Origin of the sequence: Micromonospora sonneratiae (assembly GCF_042679305.1) — a bacterium.
In the GTDB taxonomy this organism is placed as follows: domain Bacteria; phylum Actinomycetota; class Actinomycetes; order Mycobacteriales; family Micromonosporaceae; genus Micromonospora_H; species Micromonospora_H sonneratiae.
The window spans coordinates 48,446-66,899 of the sequence record NZ_JBHTMP010000034.1 but is presented as its reverse complement, the minus strand read 5'-3'; the positions used below and the strand labels follow the sequence as shown (position 1 = coordinate 66,899).

Here is an 18,454-nt window from a genome sequence, read left to right as displayed (position 1 = left end):
AACCTGGGACGGCGCTTCTGTCCACCGGCCCGGGGGTTGCGCCTTTGACATCTGGGCATGGCGATGCCTGGTCCGGCTCACGTGCGCACTCTCGTTGACGAGTTGTTCGGCACTTCTAGTGGTATCCCCACGTGGTGTTCTCGCGGGCCAGGCGTGGCACCTACCGGCGGATTGACCGTACGGTAGGTGCCACACCTGGCCCGCCGGCGTCGGGAAGTTCTGGTGTGCCGGTGGGCGACCGGGTTATGGTGCCAACAGGGCACGGTCTCTGGGTGGACCGGCAGCCGTAGGTTGTGCAGGACGTCCTTTCGGCGGCCGGCGTAGCGGGGCAGCCAGCCACGTTCGGTCGGCCTGCGTGAACGGGACCTTCTCGCTGTGCGGTTGCCGCTGCAGGACGGTGATCTGGTGGCACAGCGCGAGGATTTCGGGGCCTTCGTCTCGATCTCTCATCGGCAGCAGCCGCAGGAGCGCGAGCGTGTCGGTCACACCGCGGTAGGCCAGTCGCAACAGCACAATGATCATTCTTGCGCCCGCTCGGCGTCGATCGCCTGGTGCATCCGGACCGGGCGGGATCGAGGCTGTACCGGCGTTCTGATCTCAGCGATCAAGAAGGTCGTGACCAGGACGGACGAGGTTCTCGGCACCCTCAGGGTCCAGTAGCTGGAGCACCTGCTCAACGAGCGGATCGTTCCTGCTGACATCAGAAGCACCGGATCCGGGTGGGCGGTCCACCCGACTTCCAGGGCGACGAACGTGGCGTCAGGACCAGGAGTGCGTACGACGTCACAGTCCGACCGACCGCGCCAAGGTCAGGGCAGGTCAGGGCGCCGATCCGCCTCGGCCCGATAGTTTCTGTTGATCCGAATCAGGGCCTTGGTCCCACGGGATAGGGGGCCAAGGACACCTGAAAACGACCAATCCACGTGAGGACGATGGGGGAGTGCCACGCAATTGGGCACCGACGACCCAACCGGTCGTTGCCATCGCCACGTAGGAGACCGCCGTGTCAGCACACCGCCCGTCGGACGCAGCCCGGACGCCCGCAACGGATCAGGTTCCCGGCGTGGCACCGCTGCTGGCCGCCCGGCGTTTCCTGACCCGGGAGACCGTCGGCGACCACGGGCGCACCCTGCACCAGATGGACAGCAACGCCTGGGACGCGTTCTACCGGGACCGCTGGCGTTACGACCGGGTGGTCCGGTCGACCCACGGGGTCAACTGCACCGGTTCCTGCTCGTGGAACGTCTTCGTGAAGGACGGGTTGATCACCTGGGAGCACCAGGCGACCGACTATCCGACGACCGGGCCGGATTCGCCGGACTACGAGCCGCGTGGCTGCCCGCGCGGTGCCTCGTTCTCCTGGTACGAGTACTCGCCCTCCCGGGTACGGCACCCGTACGTGCGGGGTGTGCTGGCCGAGATGTTCCGCGACGGGCTCCGGCGCCTGGGTGACCCGGTGCTGGCCTGGGCCGACATCGTGGAGACGCCGCTCAAGGCGCGCTCCTACAAGACCCAGCGGGGCCGCGGCGGCTTCGTACGCGCCACCTGGGACGAGGTGACCACCATGGTCGCCGCCGCCCACGTCTACACCACGAAGAAGTACGGCCCGGACCGGGTCGTGGGCTTCTCGCCGATCCCGGCGATGTCGATGGCGTCCTTCGCCGCCGGGACCCGCTACCACGCCCTGCTCGGCGGCACCCTGCTGAGCTTCTACGACTGGTACGCCGACCTGCCCATCGCCTCGCCGCAGATCTGGGGTGACCAGACCGACGTGCCCGAGGCCGGCGACTGGTGGAACGCCACGTACCTGATGATGTGGGGCTCCAACATCCCGGTGACGCGTACGCCGGACGCACACTTCCTGGCGGAGGCCCGGTACAAGGGCACGAAGGTCGTCGCGGTGAGCCCGGACTACGCCGACAACGTCAAGTTCGCCGACGACTGGCTGGCACCGCACCCGGGTACCGACGCCGCGCTGGCGATGGCGATGGGGCACGTCGTGCTGGCCGAGTTCTTCCGGGACCGGCAGGTGCCGTACTTCGTCAACTACGTCCGCCGGTACACCGACCTGCCCTTCCTGGTCACCCTGCGCAAGACCGAGACCGGTGCCTGGGCCGCGGACCGCTTCCTGACCGCCGCCGACCTGGGCGAGGAGAACGGCACGCACAAGACCGTGCTGGTCGACGAGCGCACCGGGGAACTGGTCGTGCCCAACGGGTCGCTCGGCTTCCGCTACGGCGAGGCCAACGCGGGCCGCTGGAACCTCGACCTCGGTGACGTGGTCCCGGCGCTGGGGCTGCTCGGTCACAGCGACGAAGCGGTGGAGGTCGACCTGGCCCGCTTCGACGTCGGCGAGACGGAGGGCGGAGCCACCATGCGTCGCGGCGTGCCGGTCAGGCGCGTCGGCGAGCACCTGGTCACCTCGGTCTACGACCTGGTCATGGCACAGTACGGCGTGCGCTGCGGCGACCTGCCGGGCGACTGGCCCACCGGGTACGACGACGCGGACGCCCCGAACACCCCGGCCTGGCAGGAGCGCATCACCGGCGTACCGGCCGCGCTGGCCGCCCGGATCGGCCGGGAGTTCGCCCGCAACGCCGAGCGCAGCGAGGGTCGCTCGCTGATCGTCCTGGGCGCCGGCGCGAACCAGTGGTTCCACTCCGACATGACCTACCGCGCCTTCATCTCGCTGGTCACCCTGACCGGCTGCCAGGGCGTCAACGGCGGCGGCTGGGCGCACTACGTCGGACAGGAGAAGGCTCGGCCGATCACCGGCCAGCAGCACATGTCGTTCGCCCTCGACTGGCACCGGCCGGTGCGGCACCAGGCCAGCACCCCGTTCTGGTACCTGCACACGGACCAGTGGCGGTACGAGCCGGTCCCGGCCGACGAACTCGCCTCGCCGCTGGGCACCGGCCGACTGGCCGGCATGACCTTCGCCGACACGATCGCCGCCGCGCAGCGGATGGGCTGGAGTCCCGGCCACCCCGCGTTCAACCGCAACCCGCTCGACCTGACCGACGAGGCGGCGGCGGCCGGGGTGAGCGTGCAGCAGCACATCGTCGCCGAGCTGAAGGCCGGCCGGCTGCGGGGTGTGGCCGAGGACCCGGACGACCCGGCGAACTTCCCGCGCTGCCTGACCCTGTGGCGGGCCAACCTGCTTGGCTCCTCCGGCAAGGGCAACGAGTACTTCATGCGGCACCTGTTGGGCGTGGACTGGTTGGCCAGCGCGACCGAGTGTGAGCCGGACCACCGTCCCCGCGACGTGGCCTGGCGGGAGGAGGCACCGACGGGCAAGCTCGATCTGCTCACCGCGATCGACTTCCGGATGACCAACACCGGTCTGCACTCCGACGTGGTGCTGCCCGCTGCCACCTGGTACGAGAAGCACGACATCTCCACCACGGACATGCACCCGTTCGTGCACGCGTTCAGCCCGGCGGTCGAGCCGCCCGCTGACGCCCACACCGACTACGACATTTTCCTCGCCCTGGCCGACAAGGTCAGCGAGCTGGCCGTGACCCACCTGGGGGTGCGCCGCGACGTGCTGGCCGCGCCGCTGCAGCACGACACCCCGGACGAGTTGGCCACGCCGAGCGGCCGGGTGCGGGACTGGAAGGCGGGCGAGTGCGAGCCGGTGCCCGGCTCCACCATGCCGAAGCTCGTCGAGATCGAGCGGGACTACACGCAGCTCGGGGCGAGGATGCGCGCGGTCGGTCCGCTGCTGGACAAGCTGGGCACCACCACCAAGGCGCTGACCGTCGACGTCACCGCCGAGCTGGAGTACCTGCGGCACCAGAACGGCGTCCTCACCGACGGGCCCTGCGCCGGTCGGCCGTCGCTGGCCACCGCAGACCGGATGTGCGAGGCGATCCTGGCGCTCTCCGGCACCACCAACGGCCGCGTGGCGGCGGCCGGCTTCGAGGTGCTGGAGAAGCAGACCGGCCAGGCGTTCGCCGACCTGATCGCCGGACACGAGAACGACCGGATCACGTATCCGGACACGCAGCGGGCACCGCAGCCGGTCTTCACCAGCCCGGAATGGTCGGGCTCGGAGAAGGGCGGTCGCCGCTACTCGCCGTTCACCCTCAACGTCGAGCGGCTCAAGCCCTGGCACACGATCACCGGTCGTCAGCACTTCTTCCTCGAACACGACTGGGTGGCGGAGTTGGGCGAGCAACTGCCGGCCTTCCGGCCGCCGCTGAACGTGGCGCGCAACTTCGGTAAGCCGGGGGAGATGGTTGACGGCGGACTGACCGTCCGCTTCCTCACCCCGCACGCCAAGTGGTCCATCCACTCGATGTACCACGACAACGAGTTGATGCTGGCGCTGTCGCGGGGCGGGCCGGTGATCTGGATGAGCGTCGAGGACGCCGACAAGATCGGCGTACGCGACAACGACTGGATCGAGGCGCACAACCGCAACGGTGTCGTGGTGGCCCGGGCTGTGGTCAGCCACCGGATGCCCGAGGGCACGGTGTTCCAGTACCACTCGCCGGAACGCACGGTCAACGTGCCCAAGGCGGAGAAGAGCGGCCGGCGCGGCGGCTACCACAACTCGATGACCCGGCTGCTGGTCAAGCCCACCCACCTGGCGGGTGGACACGCCCAGTTCACCTACGCCTTCAACTACTACGGCCCGATCGGCAGCCAGCGCGACGAGATCACCGTGATCCGCCGTCGCACGCAGGAGGTGGAGTACTGATGAAAATCCGTGCCCAGGTAGCAATGGTGATGAACCTGGACAAGTGCATCGGGTGCCACACCTGCTCGGTGACGTGCAAGCAGACCTGGACCAACCGGGAGGGCACCGAGTACGTCTGGTTCAACAACGTCGAGACGAAGCCGGGCATCGGCTACCCGAAGCACTACGAGGACCAGGAACGCTGGCGGGGCGGCTGGCAGCTGGACGGGAAGGGCCGCCTGGTGCTGCGCTCCGGCGGTCGGGCCAAACGCCTCAGCCGCATCTTCGCCAACCCGGATCTGCCGACGATCGACGACTACTACGAGCCGGCCACCTTCGACAAGGACATCCTGGTCAACGCCCCCGCAGGTCTGACGGACACCCCGGTGAAGCGGCCGTACTCGGCGCTGACCGGTGAGCCGATGGCGGTCACCTGGGGCGCCAACTGGGAGGACTCGCTCGGCGGGGCGCACGAGCGCGCCGACGGCGACCCGAACCTGGCGAAGATGCCCGCCGAGGCCGCCGCGAAGGTCAGGTTCGAGTTCGAGAAGACCTTCATGTTCCACCTGCCGCGCATCTGCGAGCACTGCCTCAACCCCGCCTGCGTCTCCGCCTGCCCCTCCGGGGCCATGTACAAGCGCGAGGAGGACGGCATCGTCCTGGTCGACCAGGACCGCTGCCGTGGGTGGCGGATGTGCGTGTCGGCCTGCCCGTACAAGAAGGTCTACGTCAATCACGCCACCGGCAAGGCGGAGAAGTGCACCTTCTGCTTCCCGCGCATCGAGGCGGGGCAGCCGACCATCTGCTCGGAGACCTGCGTCGGCCGCCTGCGGTACCTGGGCATCGTCCTCTACGACGAGGACGCGGTGCTTGCCGCCGCCTCCGTCGAGGACGAGCACGACCTGCTGGACGCCCAGCGGGCGGTCTTCCTCGACCCGCACGACCCGGCCGTGGAGCGCGCCGCCCGGGACGCTGGCATGCCGGACGAGTGGATCGAGGCGGCGAAGCGCTCCCCGATCTGGAAGCTGATCGCCGAGTACCGCATCGCGCTGCCGCTGCACCCGGAGTACCGCACCCTGCCGATGGTCTGGTACGTGCCACCGCTGTCGCCGGTGCTGGACGCCGTCGGTCAGGCGGGCCGGGACGACGCTGACGCCGACGATGTCTTCCACACCATCCGGGAGCTGCGTATCCCGGTCGAGTACCTGGCCGAACTCTTCACCGCAGGCGACGCCGAGGTGGCCGCCGGTGTGCTGATGAAGCTCGCCGCGATGCGCTCCTACATGCGGGCCCGCACCCTCGACGGCACCGTCGCGCAGGAGTTGCTGGACGGCATCGGTATGACCGCCGACCAGGTCGAGGAGATGTACCGCCTGCTGGCGATCGCCAAGTACGACGAGCGGTACGTGATCCCGGCCGCCCACGCCCGGGACGCCGCGGCCCTGGAGGCGCAGGCCGCCGCACACGGCGACTGCGCGCTGGACTGCGAGGGCGGCCCGGGGATGAGCGAGAAGTTCCACCTCACCGAGGGCAACGGCGCGGGTTCCGGCCTGTTCCGGCGTACCGACGGCCGGCGCGGGCTCACCCTCAATCCGCTGCGAGGCCAATCATGAACACCACATCCCCGGCCGACCGGGCCCGGAGCTTCAACCTGATCTCGCTGCTGCTCACCTACCCCGACGCGGAGCTGCTGGACGCGGGGCAGGAACTGCGCGTGGCCGCCGCCGGCCTCGAAAACCCGACGGTACGCACCCAGATCGGCGAGTTCCTCGACTGGCTGCTGGCCGCTCCGCTGATCGACGTCCAGCGGGAGTACGTGAAGACCTTCGACCTGCGCCGCCGCAGCGGCCTTTACCTCACCTACTACCTGCACGGCGACACGCGTAAGCGAGGCATGGCGCTGCTCGTGCTCAAACAGCGGTACCGCGCACACGGACTGCGGCTCGCCGACGGCGAACTACCCGACCTGCTGCCGGTCGTCCTGGAGTTCGCCGCCATGGTCGGACCCGGCGACGGCGAGGCCCCGCTGCGCCAGCACCGGCAGGGCATCGAACTGCTGCGCGTCGCGCTGACCGAGTCCGGCACACCGTACCGGCTCCTGCTCGACGCGGTCTGCTCGATGCTGCCCGAACTCACCGACGATGACCGGGCCGCCATCTCGGCGCTCGCCATCGACGGGCCACCGGTCGAAACCGTCGGCCTGGACAGCATCGGTGCCGGGCCCGACCTGCACGGCACCCAACTCGCCCCGTACCCTTCCTGCTCCTTTGCGGAGGCCTCACGATGACCACGCTGCTCTGGGTCGTGCTCCCGTACGCCTGCCTCGCGGTTTTTGTCGCCGGGCATGTCTGGCGCTGGCGGCACGACCAGTTCGGCTGGACCACCCACACCAGCCAGGTGCTGGAGAACCGCCTCCTGCGCCTCGGCTCGCCGATGTTCCACCTCGGCATGCTCGGTGTCATCGGTGGACACGCCCTCGGCCTCCTCGTGCCGGCCAGCGTCACCGAAGCCGTCGGCATCTCCGAGCACGCCTACCATCTCGTCGCGGTCTCTGCCGGCACGGTGGCCGGTACGTTGCTCCTCGTCGGGCTCGCGCTGCTGATCGCCCGCCGCATCGTCAACCGCCGGGTCCGGCGGGCCACCACCACGATGGACAAGGTCCTCTATGTGGCGCTGGCCGCCATGGTCGGCCTCGGGATGTTCGCCACCGTCGCCACCAACGTGATCGGCGACGGCTACGACTACCGGTCGACCATCGCGGTGTGGTTCCGCGGCATCTTCTGGCTGCACCCGCAGAGTGAGCTGATGACCGACGTGCCGCTGGCCTACCAGTTGCATGCTCTCGGCGGGTTCGTTCTCCTCGCATTGTGGCCCTTCACCCGCCTGGTCCACGTCTGGTCCGCGCCGCTGGCGTACCTGTTGCGCCCGTACGTCGTCTACCGGTCCCGCCGTGGCCCGGCCCCGGCCGCGGCCCCGACGCCCGCCGCGGTCCGCGACGCCGAGGTCCGGGACGCCGAGCGCCGGCCGGTGTCATCCGGACGATGACACCGATTGTTCCGCTCGAGCACCGGTGGCCACGGCACCCTGGCTAACGTATGCGGGTGCTTACTCAAGGAGGCCAGATGGAGAACGACTACCTGCCGGGCATCTACCGGCAGTTCCTGGAACGCTTCCCGGATGTCGCGGACGCGCAGGGCGCGTTGGCACGCACGATTCGGGACCGCAACCCGTTCGACGAGAAGACCGACCGGTTGATCAAGCTGGCAATGGCGATCGGTGCCGAGGCCCAGGGTGCCGTGCGATCCAACGTCCGCAAGGCGTTGCAGCACGGAGCCACGCCCGACGAAATCCACGCGGTCGCCCTTGCCGCCATCACCACCTGCGGGTTCCCCACCGCGGTCGCCGCACTGGGCTGGATCGAGGAAGTCACCGAGGCGGTGTGACATCCTCCTCTCCTGAGGCAGGGTTTCCACGGAAGGAATCTGATGAACGCCACGGAGAATCTCTGGCTACGCAAGACGGCCGAAGATCCTGGCCACTCGCGCTGGTACATCCAGCGGTTCCGGGACCTGGCCGCGCGCGGTGCCGACCTGGCCGGTGAAGCCCGGCTGGTCGACGCGATGGTGCCACGCGGTGCGCGGATTCTCGACGCCGGCTGCGGTACCGGGCGAGTGGGCGCGCACCTCGCGGCGGCCGGGCACCAGGTGGTCGGGGTCGATCTGGACCCCGAGCTGATCGCCGAGGCCCGGGCCGTTCACCCCGGGCCGACCTGGCTGGTAGGTGACCTCAGCGACCTGGACCTGCCATCGGCCGGCATCCCGGCCGGCTTCGACATGATCGTCTGCGCCGGTAACGTGATGACCTTCGTGGCCCCGTCCACCCGGCGGGAGATCCTCTGCCGCTTCCGCGCCCACCTGGCCGACGGCGGCCGGATCGCCGTCGGATTCGGCACCGGACGCGGTTACGGACACGACGAGTTCCTCTCCGACGCGAAGGCCGCGCGCCTGGCGCCGGACCTCCTGTTGAGCACGTGGGACGTGCGTCCCTACACACCCGGCTCGGACTTTCTGGTCGCCCTGCTCACCGCCGCCTGATCGCGGGGGCGCCGAGGGTCGCTGCGCGCTCGACCGGATCGACATGACCCTGCCGCCGCTACCGTCTGGGATCTACCAACCGGAGCTGACGGCGTGGAGACGCAGAGCGTCCCGGTCACGATCCAGGTGCAGGAAAGCGCACGGGGTGGCCCTGCCGGTGTTCGACGCCCTGGCCCAGCTGGGCTGCTTCTGAGCTTTGGCAGCGCCGGTCACATGGTCACGGAGCTGGATCCGGGGTGCCGACCGGTTGTCGCGTGAACCAGCCCGGCCCACGACATAGGCCGGGCTGGTCGTTGTGGTCGTTCAGGCTATGGTGCCGCCGTCCGCCACCAGGGTGCTGCCCGTCATGAAGGTCGACAGATCCGAAGCGCAGAAGAGGGCGACTCGGGCGATGTCGTCCGGAACGCCGGTTCGACCGATCGGACCATTGAGCATCAGGGGGGTCGGGGGAAGACCGTCGGGTGAGGGGGCGACGTCTGCCGCGGCCAGGATGTTGCCCTCGGTCGGAACATGACTGGGGGCGACGCCGAGTACCCGGATGCCCAGCGGGGCGAGCTCCAGGGCCAGTTCCCGGGTCAGTCCCCGGGCGGCGTGCTTGGATCCGACGTACGCGGCGAGCCCGGGCGCGCTCGCGCGGAAGCCGGCCGTGGAGATGATGTTCACGATGACCCCGCCCGCGCCGGCGGCTGCCATTCGGCGCGCCGCCTCGCGGGCACCGACGAAGGTGCCACGCGCGTTCACGTCGAATACCCGGTCCCAGGTCTCGTCGCTCATCTCCAGCAGCGGCACGCTGGGGAAGATGCCGGCGTTGTTGACCCAGATCTCCAAGCCGCCCAGCTCGGCGACAGCGCGGTCCGCGACCGCGCTTACGGAGGCGGTGTCGGTGACGTCCATCACGCAGCCGATCGTCCGTACGCCGTGACGCTGGGCGATGTCCTCGGCGGCGCTGGCCGCGAGTTCCTCCTTGACGTCACCGATCACCAGGTCGGCGCCGGCCTCGGCCAGGCGCAGGGCGATCGCCTTGCCGAGGCCGCGTCCGCCACCGGTCACGACGGCCCGGCGGCCAGTCAGGGAAATGATCTCGGATAGGGACTTGCTCGACACGTCAGCGGTGGACATGGCGGTTTCCTTTCGTGGTGGTGTCTCGTACGGGCCGGCCCGGCGCAATGGATCAGACGTTATGCCGCGAGGCGGGCAGATGGCAACACTATGTTGCCATCTGCTGATCGGCTAAGGTCGGGACCTGATGACTGAACCGACCCGACGCACCCGCGGCGTACAACGCGGACCGCGCAGCGTCCAGGTGGTGGAAGGTGTGCGCGCCGCCACCCTGACGGAGCTGACCCGGGTCGGCTTCGCGGGGCTCACCATCGAGGGGGTGGCCAAGGCCGCGCAGGTCAACCGTACGACGATCTACCGACGCTGGCCGTCGAAGGCAGCGCTGCTCGAAGCGGTGGTGGAGCCGCTACTCGAGCATTACGACACCGATCCGAATACCGGATCGCTGCACGGTGACCTGCTCGCGCTGATGACCCTGATCAGGGACAACGCGGCCCAGCCGGAAGGCCGTGCATTGATCACGGCGGCGACGACCGGTGCCCCGGAGCTGCGCGACCTGGTACGGAGGGCTAACGCACGCACTCTCGCCCCATTTCGCCGGGCGCTTGATCGCGCGGTGGGCCACGGCGAACTGAGCGACCGGCACGACGTGCAGATCATCGCCTACCTGCTTTTCCAGGGAGTGGTCATGTGGGAGCAGTCGCAGGGCGTTCCGCCGACGGACGAGGATTTCGGCCGGATTCTGAGGACCGTGCTGCCCCCGGGGCCGGAAGCACTGCGATCGACGCCTTCAGCGCCTGCCGCAGGCGGCGTAGGGGAACGATGAGGTGGACAGATACGGCTCATACTGCGTGCCGAGGGTCAGCAGGACGTGACCGCCGACCGGCCATCTGGTACTCGTGCATCGCGCAAAGCTGGCGGCGCGGTGCCAATCGGATGTGTTCGGGCGTTGAGGCCGGCGCTGTTGGTCAGCGCCAGAACAGCATGCTGGTTGGCCAACTGTTGCCGGACGGGCAGGGCAGGGTTTCTACCTTCTTGTCGGACGCCGCCAGGCTGATGCACCGTCCGGTTTGCAGATTGCGGTAGGCAACCACGGTGCCGGGCGACACCGACCCGCTGGCCGGGCGCGGATTGGCCACCCGCTGCCAGAGCTGATACCGGTTCGGGTTCAGGCACGGCAGGGTGTAGACGAGACCGTCGCCATTGCTGTCGAAGCAGAATCCGGTCATCTGGTTGAGCAGCCGGTACCAGTCGGCACCTGGGGCGGTGTCCTCGGAAAGCGGCGGTCCCTCGCGCCATTTCTGGCTGATCGCGCTGGTGCAGGCAGCGGCGAAGGCCTGCCCGCCCATCGGCGTGCCGTTCAGCGCGACCACCGGCTTGGTGTTGCTGTCCACGCAGAGTCCGGTGGCCACGCTCCGGAGCCCGCTGGTGCTGCCGGCGGGAACCCCGGTCGATCCGCGTGGAGTCGCGTTCCGGTTGGCCTGGCCTTGCGCCTCCCGGTCGGAGACGGTCGATTTCGAAGCGGTGGGGCTGGTCGGGCTCACGCTGGTCGACTTGGTGGTGTCGGGCAGCGCGAGGTTCGGGTTGACCGGGACCCCGTTGGTGTGAACGGTGAGATCCGAGATCGAATAACCGGAGCCGTTCGTATGGGCGGTGCCGAGCACACGTACGTATCGGCCGGTGCCGGAGACGGTGAATCGCTGCTTGCCGCCGTCACCGGTTGTCGTGGAGTAGACGTCGGTCCAGGTCCGCCCGTCGACCGACAGTTGGATCTGGTACGCGGTCGCGTATGCGCTCGCCCACTGGATCGACACGCCGCACACGTCGACCTGCCGGCCCAGGTCGACCTGGAGCCATTGTGGATCACCGGTGACGCTGCTCCAGCGGCTGGTGCTGTTGTTGTCGACCGCGTTGGCTGCGGCGTAGTCCATGCCCTCGGTTGAGGACGCAGTCGCCGGCTGGTGTCGGGCGATGTCGGCGGTGCCGCAGACGGGCGTCTGGTCAGCCCACAGCAGGGGCACGACCAGGAACGACGCGCCCACCAGTGCGGCGAGACCGACGATGGCGGGCAGCAGGAGGTATCGGGACCGCAAACGGCGCCGTTTCGGAACGGGCGCGGTCGGCCCCTGTGGGCGTACGTCTGCCGGGGCTTCGGTGGGGCCCGATGCGCGGGCTGGCGGCGCGGACACGCCCGCCGCGACGTTGACGGTCCCGGCCGTGGCGGGCTCGGCTCTTACCGGGCTGGCCTCGGTCCCGGCCGTGGCATCTTCCGGCGGGTCCGATGGCGGCGTGACACCGACGACGTTGCGCCGCCCACGTGATGCGGTTTGCGCGGTGATGGCGTCAGCGGCGCGCATGGCGGCGCCCAGCGCCACCGCGTGCTTCGGATGGGTATTGATCAGGATCGGCCGTCGGAACGTGTCACGTAGCACCTCGGCGACCCGTGGTATCTGCGAGGAGCCACCCACGAGGAGGATCGCGGTGAGGTCTCGCGGCGTGACGCCGGCGGTCATCACAGCCCGCCGGAACGCCTCGACGGTGGCGTCCAGAGAGGGAGTGATCGTTTTTTCGAACAGTTCCCTGGTGATGGTCACGTGTCGATCGCCGTCGGGCAGGGACACCGTGACATCCACCTGCGGGCGCGTGGAAAGGGCCTCCTTCGCCAGGAGGCACTCGCGCTCGACCATGGCCAGCAGCGCAGCGGCGTCGCGGTCGGCGTGATCCAGTTTGTCGATGGCACCGCCGAGCTGACGATTGACGTGATCCAGAATTGCCTGGTCGAAGTCGGCACCACCGAGCCACTCGATGCCCTCCGGGGTGCCTACGATCTCGAGTCCGTCATCACCGTTACGTACGACGGCGCTGTCGAAGGTCCCCCCGCCCAGGTCGTAGACGGCCAGCAGACCATCGCGGGGCAAGGGATGGGTAGAGCAGTAGTAGGTCGCTGCGGCCACCGGCTCGGTGACCGTATGGATCGTCGGTTCGCCGGAGACCGGCGGTACCGGGTCCGCGTGCGAGCTGGCCGGTCGGGGCAGGCCCGCCAGGGGAGGGATGGCGGCGAACTGCTCCCGTCGGTAGGGACCCCACACGGCTGGGTGGGTCAACACGATGTGGTCCGGTGGTCCGCCCCGTGTCTGGGTCACCCGCTCGACGATCGAGCGGAGCAGGGCGGCCATCAACGCGGTAGGGGAGTGCGGTGCGCCGGCGAGGAGCACCGGGGTGGGGTCGCCGAGTCGGCGCTTGAACTCCCGGGCGACCCGGCTGGCGTCCTGGAGACCGAGGCGGTCGGCGGCCTCACCGGTCACCAGTTGGCCGTTCTCGTCGAGGTACACGGCGGACGGGGTCACCATCGCCTGCCCACCGAGCCGCACCATGTCGAGGGCTCCGTCGCACGCTATGGCCGCGGCAGCGAAACTCGTACCCAGATCGACACCGACCCCGTACATCCAGCCCCCTTGTTCAGGACCGATAGGTTATCGACGCTCGAGCGACCAGCATATTGAGTCGAGGTCAGGCGATTATGGTACTCAGGGTCGTGACGGCGCCGGGGCCGCGGGCACATGTTTCGGGTGGCCGACCAATGGATGTCGCGGTGGCGGACGATGGTGCCTGTTCCGGGCGGGCCGACAACTGCTCTTGTCTGCTGCCGGCCACCCTGTGTGGAGGAAGCTGACCAGCTGCTCGAACTACTGGCCGTAACGCCGGTGGACGTGACCAACATGGACATCCGGATGCCACCGGGCCTGGACGGCGGGTTGGACACCGCCCAGCGGATTCGAGCGGGGTGTCACCACGCGGGGAACGCTACCGCAGCATGCCGAGGCTGTCCGATATGGACCTTTCGGATGACAGCTTCGGTCGGTATCGACCGATCCTACGGATGCTGTTGCGCGGACTCGGCATGTCTACCAGCAGAGCTGGATCTGTAGCAGACGCTGCAGCGGCAGCGGATCAGACTGCCCCGCGGGTACGACGACGCCCTGCGGCTGCCTGGCGCGCACGGATCGGACTCCCGGTCCCGAGTCGGTCTGGCCGGTGACGCCAACGTGGCGCAGGTGACCGGGGCCGCGCCGGGAACCTGCGTTCTGGCAGGCCCGGTCCATGGTGCCCGTCCAGCGTCCACCACACGCACGGCCGGGTACCACCGGCGCAGGTCGCGTTCCAGCCGGTGACGCAGGGTCAGGTGGGCGGCGGGACAACCGTGGCAGGCGCCGGTGAGGCGGACGGTCACGACGCCGTCGCGTATGTCGACCAGGTCGATCCGGCCGCCATGGGAGCGGGCGTACTGACCGACCGCTCCGTCCAGCAACTCCTGGACCACCGGGTACAGCAGGGCGTCGACTCCGCAGCCGTCGGGGTCGTCCGCCGCGATCCACGCGGTGGGCTCCTCAAGGGCCGCGTGGATCGCGGTGCGTACTCGGGGAGCGTCGGTGGACCAGCTGCGCCCATGGCCGAGTCGGGTCACCACCGCAGCGGGCTCCACCACGATCTCGGCGAGGGTACCGTCGGTCAGCAGCGCCGCCAGCGGCACCGGGACCGCCGTGACGGTGCCGGTGCCGCTCAGCAGGCTGGCGGGGATGATCCAGCGCACCCGGTCCGGGTCGCCCGGACATGACTGGGGGTGTATGGGAACCACCATCGCGCTACCCCGTCAGCAGACCGGTGACGAACCGGGCGAGGTAGGCCATCAGCCAGGCGGTCACGGCGAGGTAACCGAAGGCGATGGCGGGCCATCTCCAGGTGCCGGTCTCCCGACGGATCACCCCGACGGTGGCCATGCACTGCAGGGCGTACGCGAAGTAGACCAGCAGCGCGGCGACCGTGGGCGGCGTGAAGACCCGCTGCCCGGCGCGGTCGCCGTCGGAGTACGTCATGGCGCGTAGCGCCTCGGCCGGGTCCTCCGGGTCCTCGGCCGCCGCGACCTGGCCGAGAGTGGCCACGAACGTCTCCCGGGCGGACTGGGCCGACAGTATCCCGACGTTGATCCGCCAGTCGAAGCCGAGCGGGTCGAACACCGGCGCCACCAGGCGGCCGAGGCCCGCCGCATAGCTGTGGTCGACGGTGTAGGCGGAGACCGCCGCCGGATCGCCGGTGTCGACACCGGCAGCACGCAGTTGCGCGGCCGAGTGCAGCGGCAGGTTCAGCAGCAGCCACAGCACGATCGTGGTGGCCACGATGATGGTGGAGCACTTGCGCAGGAACGACCGGGCGGAACTCCAGACGGCGATCAGGATCGACCGGGGCGCGGGTAGCCGGTAGGGCGGCATCTCCAGATAGAACGGCATGAGCGCGCCACGCCGGTTGCCGAGTTTCTTGAACGCCCACGCCGCCAGCATCGCCGATACGGCACCGAGTACGTACAGACCGAACATGACCAGCCCCTGCGCGCCGAACGGGCCCACCGAGGCTGACGGATCGACCAGGAGGTCGACCAGCAGGACGTAGACCGGCAGCCGGGCCGAGCAGGTGATCAGTGGCGCGGCCATCATGGTGGCGATCCGGTCCCTGGCCGACGGCAGGGTCCGGGTGGCCATGATGCCGGGGATCGCGCAGGCGAACGAGGAGAGCAGCGCGACGAAGGCGCGCCCCTCCAGCCCGGCGCGGGCCATCACCCGGTCCATCAGGAACGCCGCGCGGGACATGTAACCGACCCCGTCGAGGAGGGCGATCAGCAGGAACAGCAGCATGATCTGCGGGACGAAGACCAGGACGCCGCCCACCCCGCCGATCAGCGCGTCACCGAACAGAGAGGCCAGCCAGCGGTTCTCCACGTGTGTGGCGACCAGGGCCGCCAGGGCACGGAAGCCTGCCTCCACGGCGTCCTGCAACGGGGCGGCGGCGGTAAACAACGTCTGGAAGAACAGCACCATCACCGCGAAGAAGACCACCGTGCCCCAGACCGGGTGCAGCAGAACGCCGTCGACGCGCTGCGTGACCCGGTGCCGTTCGGCGGCACGGTAGTCGGCGTACGTCAGGACGGACTCGACCCACGCATCCCGCTCGGCCGGCTCGGTCGGCGGCGGGAGTGGGGGAACCGGCCACGTCGCCCAGTCGGCCAGTGCTTCGCGCAGTTCCGTGACCCCGTACCGGCGATGGCCGACCACCCGCAGCACCGGTGCGCCCAGCGCCTGGGCGACCGCGTCGATGTCCAGGTGGCCCTGACGGCGGGCCAGTTCGTCGGTGAAGGTGACGACCACACATACCGGCAGGCCGCGGGCCAGAACCTGCGCGACGAACCCCAGCGACCGGCGCAGGGTGGTGGCGTCGACCACCACCAGCAGCGCGTCCGGCCGGTCCACGCCGTCGGCGCGGCCGTCGAGGACATCGACCATGATCCGTTCGTCCGGGCTGACCGGCTCCAGGCCGTACGTGCCCGGCAGGTCCTCGATGACGTACCGGTCCCGCCCCACCCGGCAGGTTCCCACGGACCGGGCCACCGTCACCCCGGGATAGTTGCCGGTCTTGCCGCGTAACCCCGTCAGGGCGTTGAAGATGCTGGTCTTGCCCGCGTTAGGGGCGCCGACCAGCGCGATTCGCGGTGCCTGGGTCGCGACCGTGCCCGTACCACCGCCGTCGTGGCACCCGGCGGTCAACGGTCCACCTCTACCACCCGTACGCATGCCGACTGCGCCCGACGCAGGCACACCTCGTAGTCCTTCACCCGGTACAGCACCGGGTCGCCCAGCGGCGCCCGCCGCAGCACCTGCACCACCGTGCCCACGGTGAACCCGAGATCCGCCAGACGCCCGGCGGTGCCCGGTGTCGTCGCGATGATGCCGGTGACCCTCGCCTGAGCGCCGGGCGGCAGGTCGGCGAGGGTGCCGGTGCCGACCCCGAGGTCCGGGGAGGGGCGACGGCGTTGCCGCTCGGCGGTGCGTGTGCTGGCCATCCGTAACCTCCGGCAGTTGGCCTCGGTACCTCCACTTGTAAGGGCAGGCTAACCTCGCACTTCGCGCCGGGCGCGGGCCGTTGGACCCGATCCTGCACCGATGAGTCATGACTCATACGGTGTCCGCAGCAGGACCACGGAGGTGTCGCGGTGGCCTCTGCCTGTTCGTCGGCCCATCACCCGCCGCCGCCAACATCGCCCGAAGGCCAGACACAGGCGCAGCGGTTCGGGGTTCGCGTGGCGACGGGCGCTGCTGCTGGCTGGGTACCTCGACGACGACGAGGCCACCCGGAAGATCCTCAAGCGGGTGATCCGTGACAGATACCTCACGCGGGACGAATTCTGACCTTCTTCGACCGATGCCTGACCGCTCTGTTCGTTCATCCTGGGCCTGATCGATTACCGGCTTGGCCGGTGCGGTCAGGTGGGTCGGTGAGCGGGGCCACCCACGCCCGCCGCCGGCACTGCCCTAACCTTGTCGGTACGAGGGGAGTACTTCCCACGAGCCATACCGGTCAGTACGGCGCACCCGGAGTGCGTCTCGGGTGGCTGCCCATGAAGCATGGGTGAAGGAGACCTCGAACATGACACGGTGTTCGAGGAGGATTCGTGCCCAAATATGCTGCTGCCGGCCTGGAGTCGGTAGGCACGCCGTCGCTCTGGGCGGTGACCATCGCCGGGGTGATCGCCCTGCTGGTGCTCGACTTCGTGGTGACCCGCCGGCCGCACGAGGTGTCGCTGAAGGAGGCGCTGGGCTGGTCGGCGTTCTACATCGCGCTGCCGCTGGCCTTCGGCGCCTGGATCTGGTCCGAGTTCGGCTCGGACCGGGGCTTCGACTACCTCACCGGTTACCTGGTCGAGAAGTCGCTCTCGGTCGACAACCTCTTCGTCTTCATGCTGCTGCTGGCCGCCTTCGCGGTGCCGAGCGTGCTTGCCCAGCGGGTGCTGCTGTTCGGTATCACCGGAGCGCTGGTGCTGCGTGGTGTGTTCATCGCCCTGGGCCATGCGGCGTTGCAGACCCTCGACTTCGCCTTCCTGATCTTCGCGCTGATCCTGTTGTTCACCGCGGTCAAGCTGTTCCGCGACGCGTTCAGCGGCCACGAGCAGACGGTCGACATCAGCGCCATGCGCTCGGTGCGCCTGCTGCGTCGCATCATGCCCGTGGTCGACGAGTACCGCGGCACGAAGATGATCGTGCGGGTCGACGGCCGACGGGCGTTCACCCCGCTGGCGCTGGTGGTGGCGGCGGTGTTCGCCACCGATGTGGTCTTCGCCATCGACTCGGTGCCGGCCGTCTACGGCATCACCGAGGACCCGTACCTCGTCTTCGCCACCAACGCCTTCGCCCTGCTGGGCCTGCGGGCCCTGTACTTCGTGCTGCACGCAGCGCTGAGCCGGCTGGTCCACCTCAGCCACGGCTTGGCCGTCATCCTGGCCTTCATCGGGATCAAGCTCGGCCTGCACTGGGCGTACGGCATCTGGAAGGGCGTTCCGGTGATCTCCACCGAGGTCTCGCTCCTGGTCATCGTCGGCGTGCTGACCACCGTCACCATCACCAGCCTGCGCGCGACGCGCAACGCGGTGCCGGGCTCCAAGGAGGTCGTCACCGAACGGCAGTAGACGCTGCGGCCGGGCGGATCCGGCACGACCGGCCAAGGTCGAGGCGACCGTGACCCGCCCTGGCGCGGCGATGCCGGGCATGCCAGTGCCGGAACCGGATCCGACGCG

The 18,454-nt window shown here is 69.3% G+C and carries 13 protein-coding genes and 1 pseudogene; 9 read left to right on the top strand and 5 right to left on the bottom strand.

Going from position 1 to position 18,454, the window contains the following annotated elements; all coding sequences use genetic code 11:
• The first annotated feature begins 375 nt into the window (after positions 1-375).
• The 7 genes from ACFQ4H_RS21290 (at position 376) to ACFQ4H_RS21260 (ending at position 8,778) form a co-directional block, all read left to right on the top strand.
• Entirely contained in the window at positions 376-660 is a 285-nt protein-coding gene (locus ACFQ4H_RS21290; RefSeq protein ID WP_377572931.1) for a hypothetical protein, read from the top strand.
• 343 nt (positions 661-1,003) lie between these two features.
• On the top strand, positions 1,004-4,705 hold the full coding sequence (locus tag ACFQ4H_RS21285) for a nitrate reductase subunit alpha (protein ID WP_377572930.1): 3,702 nt from the start codon (positions 1,004-1,006) through the stop codon (positions 4,703-4,705).
• Positions 4,705-6,297, top strand: a complete 1,593-nt coding sequence (narH, locus tag ACFQ4H_RS21280; protein WP_377572929.1) for a nitrate reductase subunit beta — start codon at positions 4,705-4,707, stop codon at positions 6,295-6,297. Before ACFQ4H_RS21285 ends, narH begins: the two co-directional genes overlap by 1 nt.
• The gene (gene narJ / locus ACFQ4H_RS21275) at positions 6,294-6,971 is read left to right on the top strand and encodes a nitrate reductase molybdenum cofactor assembly chaperone (protein WP_377572928.1); all 678 of its coding nucleotides are present in this window, start codon (positions 6,294-6,296) and stop codon (positions 6,969-6,971) included. Before narH ends, narJ begins: the two co-directional genes overlap by 4 nt.
• Positions 6,968-7,729, top strand: a complete 762-nt coding sequence (gene narI, locus ACFQ4H_RS21270) for a respiratory nitrate reductase subunit gamma (protein ID WP_377572927.1) — start codon at positions 6,968-6,970, stop codon at positions 7,727-7,729. Before narJ ends, narI begins: the two co-directional genes overlap by 4 nt.
• Positions 7,730-7,806: 77 nt before the next feature.
• Positions 7,807-8,127 (top strand): carboxymuconolactone decarboxylase family protein, encoded by a 321-nt coding sequence (locus ACFQ4H_RS21265; protein ID WP_377572926.1) that lies wholly within the window; start codon positions 7,807-7,809, stop codon positions 8,125-8,127.
• Positions 8,128-8,169: 42 nt separating this feature from the next.
• Complete coding sequence (locus tag ACFQ4H_RS21260) at positions 8,170-8,778, top strand: class I SAM-dependent methyltransferase (protein ID WP_377572925.1); 609 nt, start codon at positions 8,170-8,172, stop codon at positions 8,776-8,778.
• Between the two features lie 303 nt (positions 8,779-9,081).
• Here ACFQ4H_RS21260 and ACFQ4H_RS21255 read toward each other — a convergent pair whose 3' ends face one another.
• Complete coding sequence (locus ACFQ4H_RS21255) at positions 9,082-9,897, bottom strand: SDR family NAD(P)-dependent oxidoreductase (protein ID WP_377572924.1); 816 nt, start codon at positions 9,895-9,897, stop codon at positions 9,082-9,084.
• 127 nt (positions 9,898-10,024) lie between these two features.
• Here ACFQ4H_RS21255 and ACFQ4H_RS21250 point away from each other — a divergent pair, with 127 nt between their 5' ends.
• Positions 10,025-10,663: a TetR/AcrR family transcriptional regulator gene (locus ACFQ4H_RS21250; protein ID WP_377572923.1), complete on the top strand. Its 639-nt coding sequence runs from the start codon at positions 10,025-10,027 to the stop codon at positions 10,661-10,663.
• A 142-nt stretch (positions 10,664-10,805) separates the two neighbouring features.
• Here ACFQ4H_RS21250 and ACFQ4H_RS21245 read toward each other — a convergent pair whose 3' ends face one another.
• The 4 genes and pseudogenes from ACFQ4H_RS21245 to ACFQ4H_RS21230 form a co-directional block, all read right to left on the bottom strand.
• Entirely contained in the window at positions 10,806-13,283 is a 2,478-nt protein-coding gene (locus ACFQ4H_RS21245; protein ID WP_377572921.1) for an Hsp70 family protein, read from the bottom strand.
• Between the two features lie 674 nt (positions 13,284-13,957).
• Positions 13,958-14,473, bottom strand: a pseudogene (locus tag ACFQ4H_RS21240) (NifU family protein); the annotation flags it as partial.
• 7 nt (positions 14,474-14,480) lie between these two features.
• Entirely contained in the window at positions 14,481-16,430 is a 1,950-nt protein-coding gene (feoB, locus tag ACFQ4H_RS21235) for a ferrous iron transporter B (RefSeq protein WP_377572919.1), read from the bottom strand.
• Positions 16,427-16,726: a FeoA family protein gene (locus ACFQ4H_RS21230; protein ID WP_377572918.1), complete on the bottom strand. Its 300-nt coding sequence runs from the start codon at positions 16,724-16,726 to the stop codon at positions 16,427-16,429. Before ACFQ4H_RS21230 ends, feoB begins: the two co-directional genes overlap by 4 nt.
• A 609-nt stretch (positions 16,727-17,335) precedes the next feature.
• Here ACFQ4H_RS21230 and ACFQ4H_RS21225 point away from each other — a divergent pair.
• Complete coding sequence (locus ACFQ4H_RS21225) at positions 17,336-18,346, top strand: TerC/Alx family metal homeostasis membrane protein (protein WP_377572917.1); 1,011 nt, start codon at positions 17,336-17,338, stop codon at positions 18,344-18,346.
• Positions 18,347-18,454: the final 108 nt, after the last annotated feature.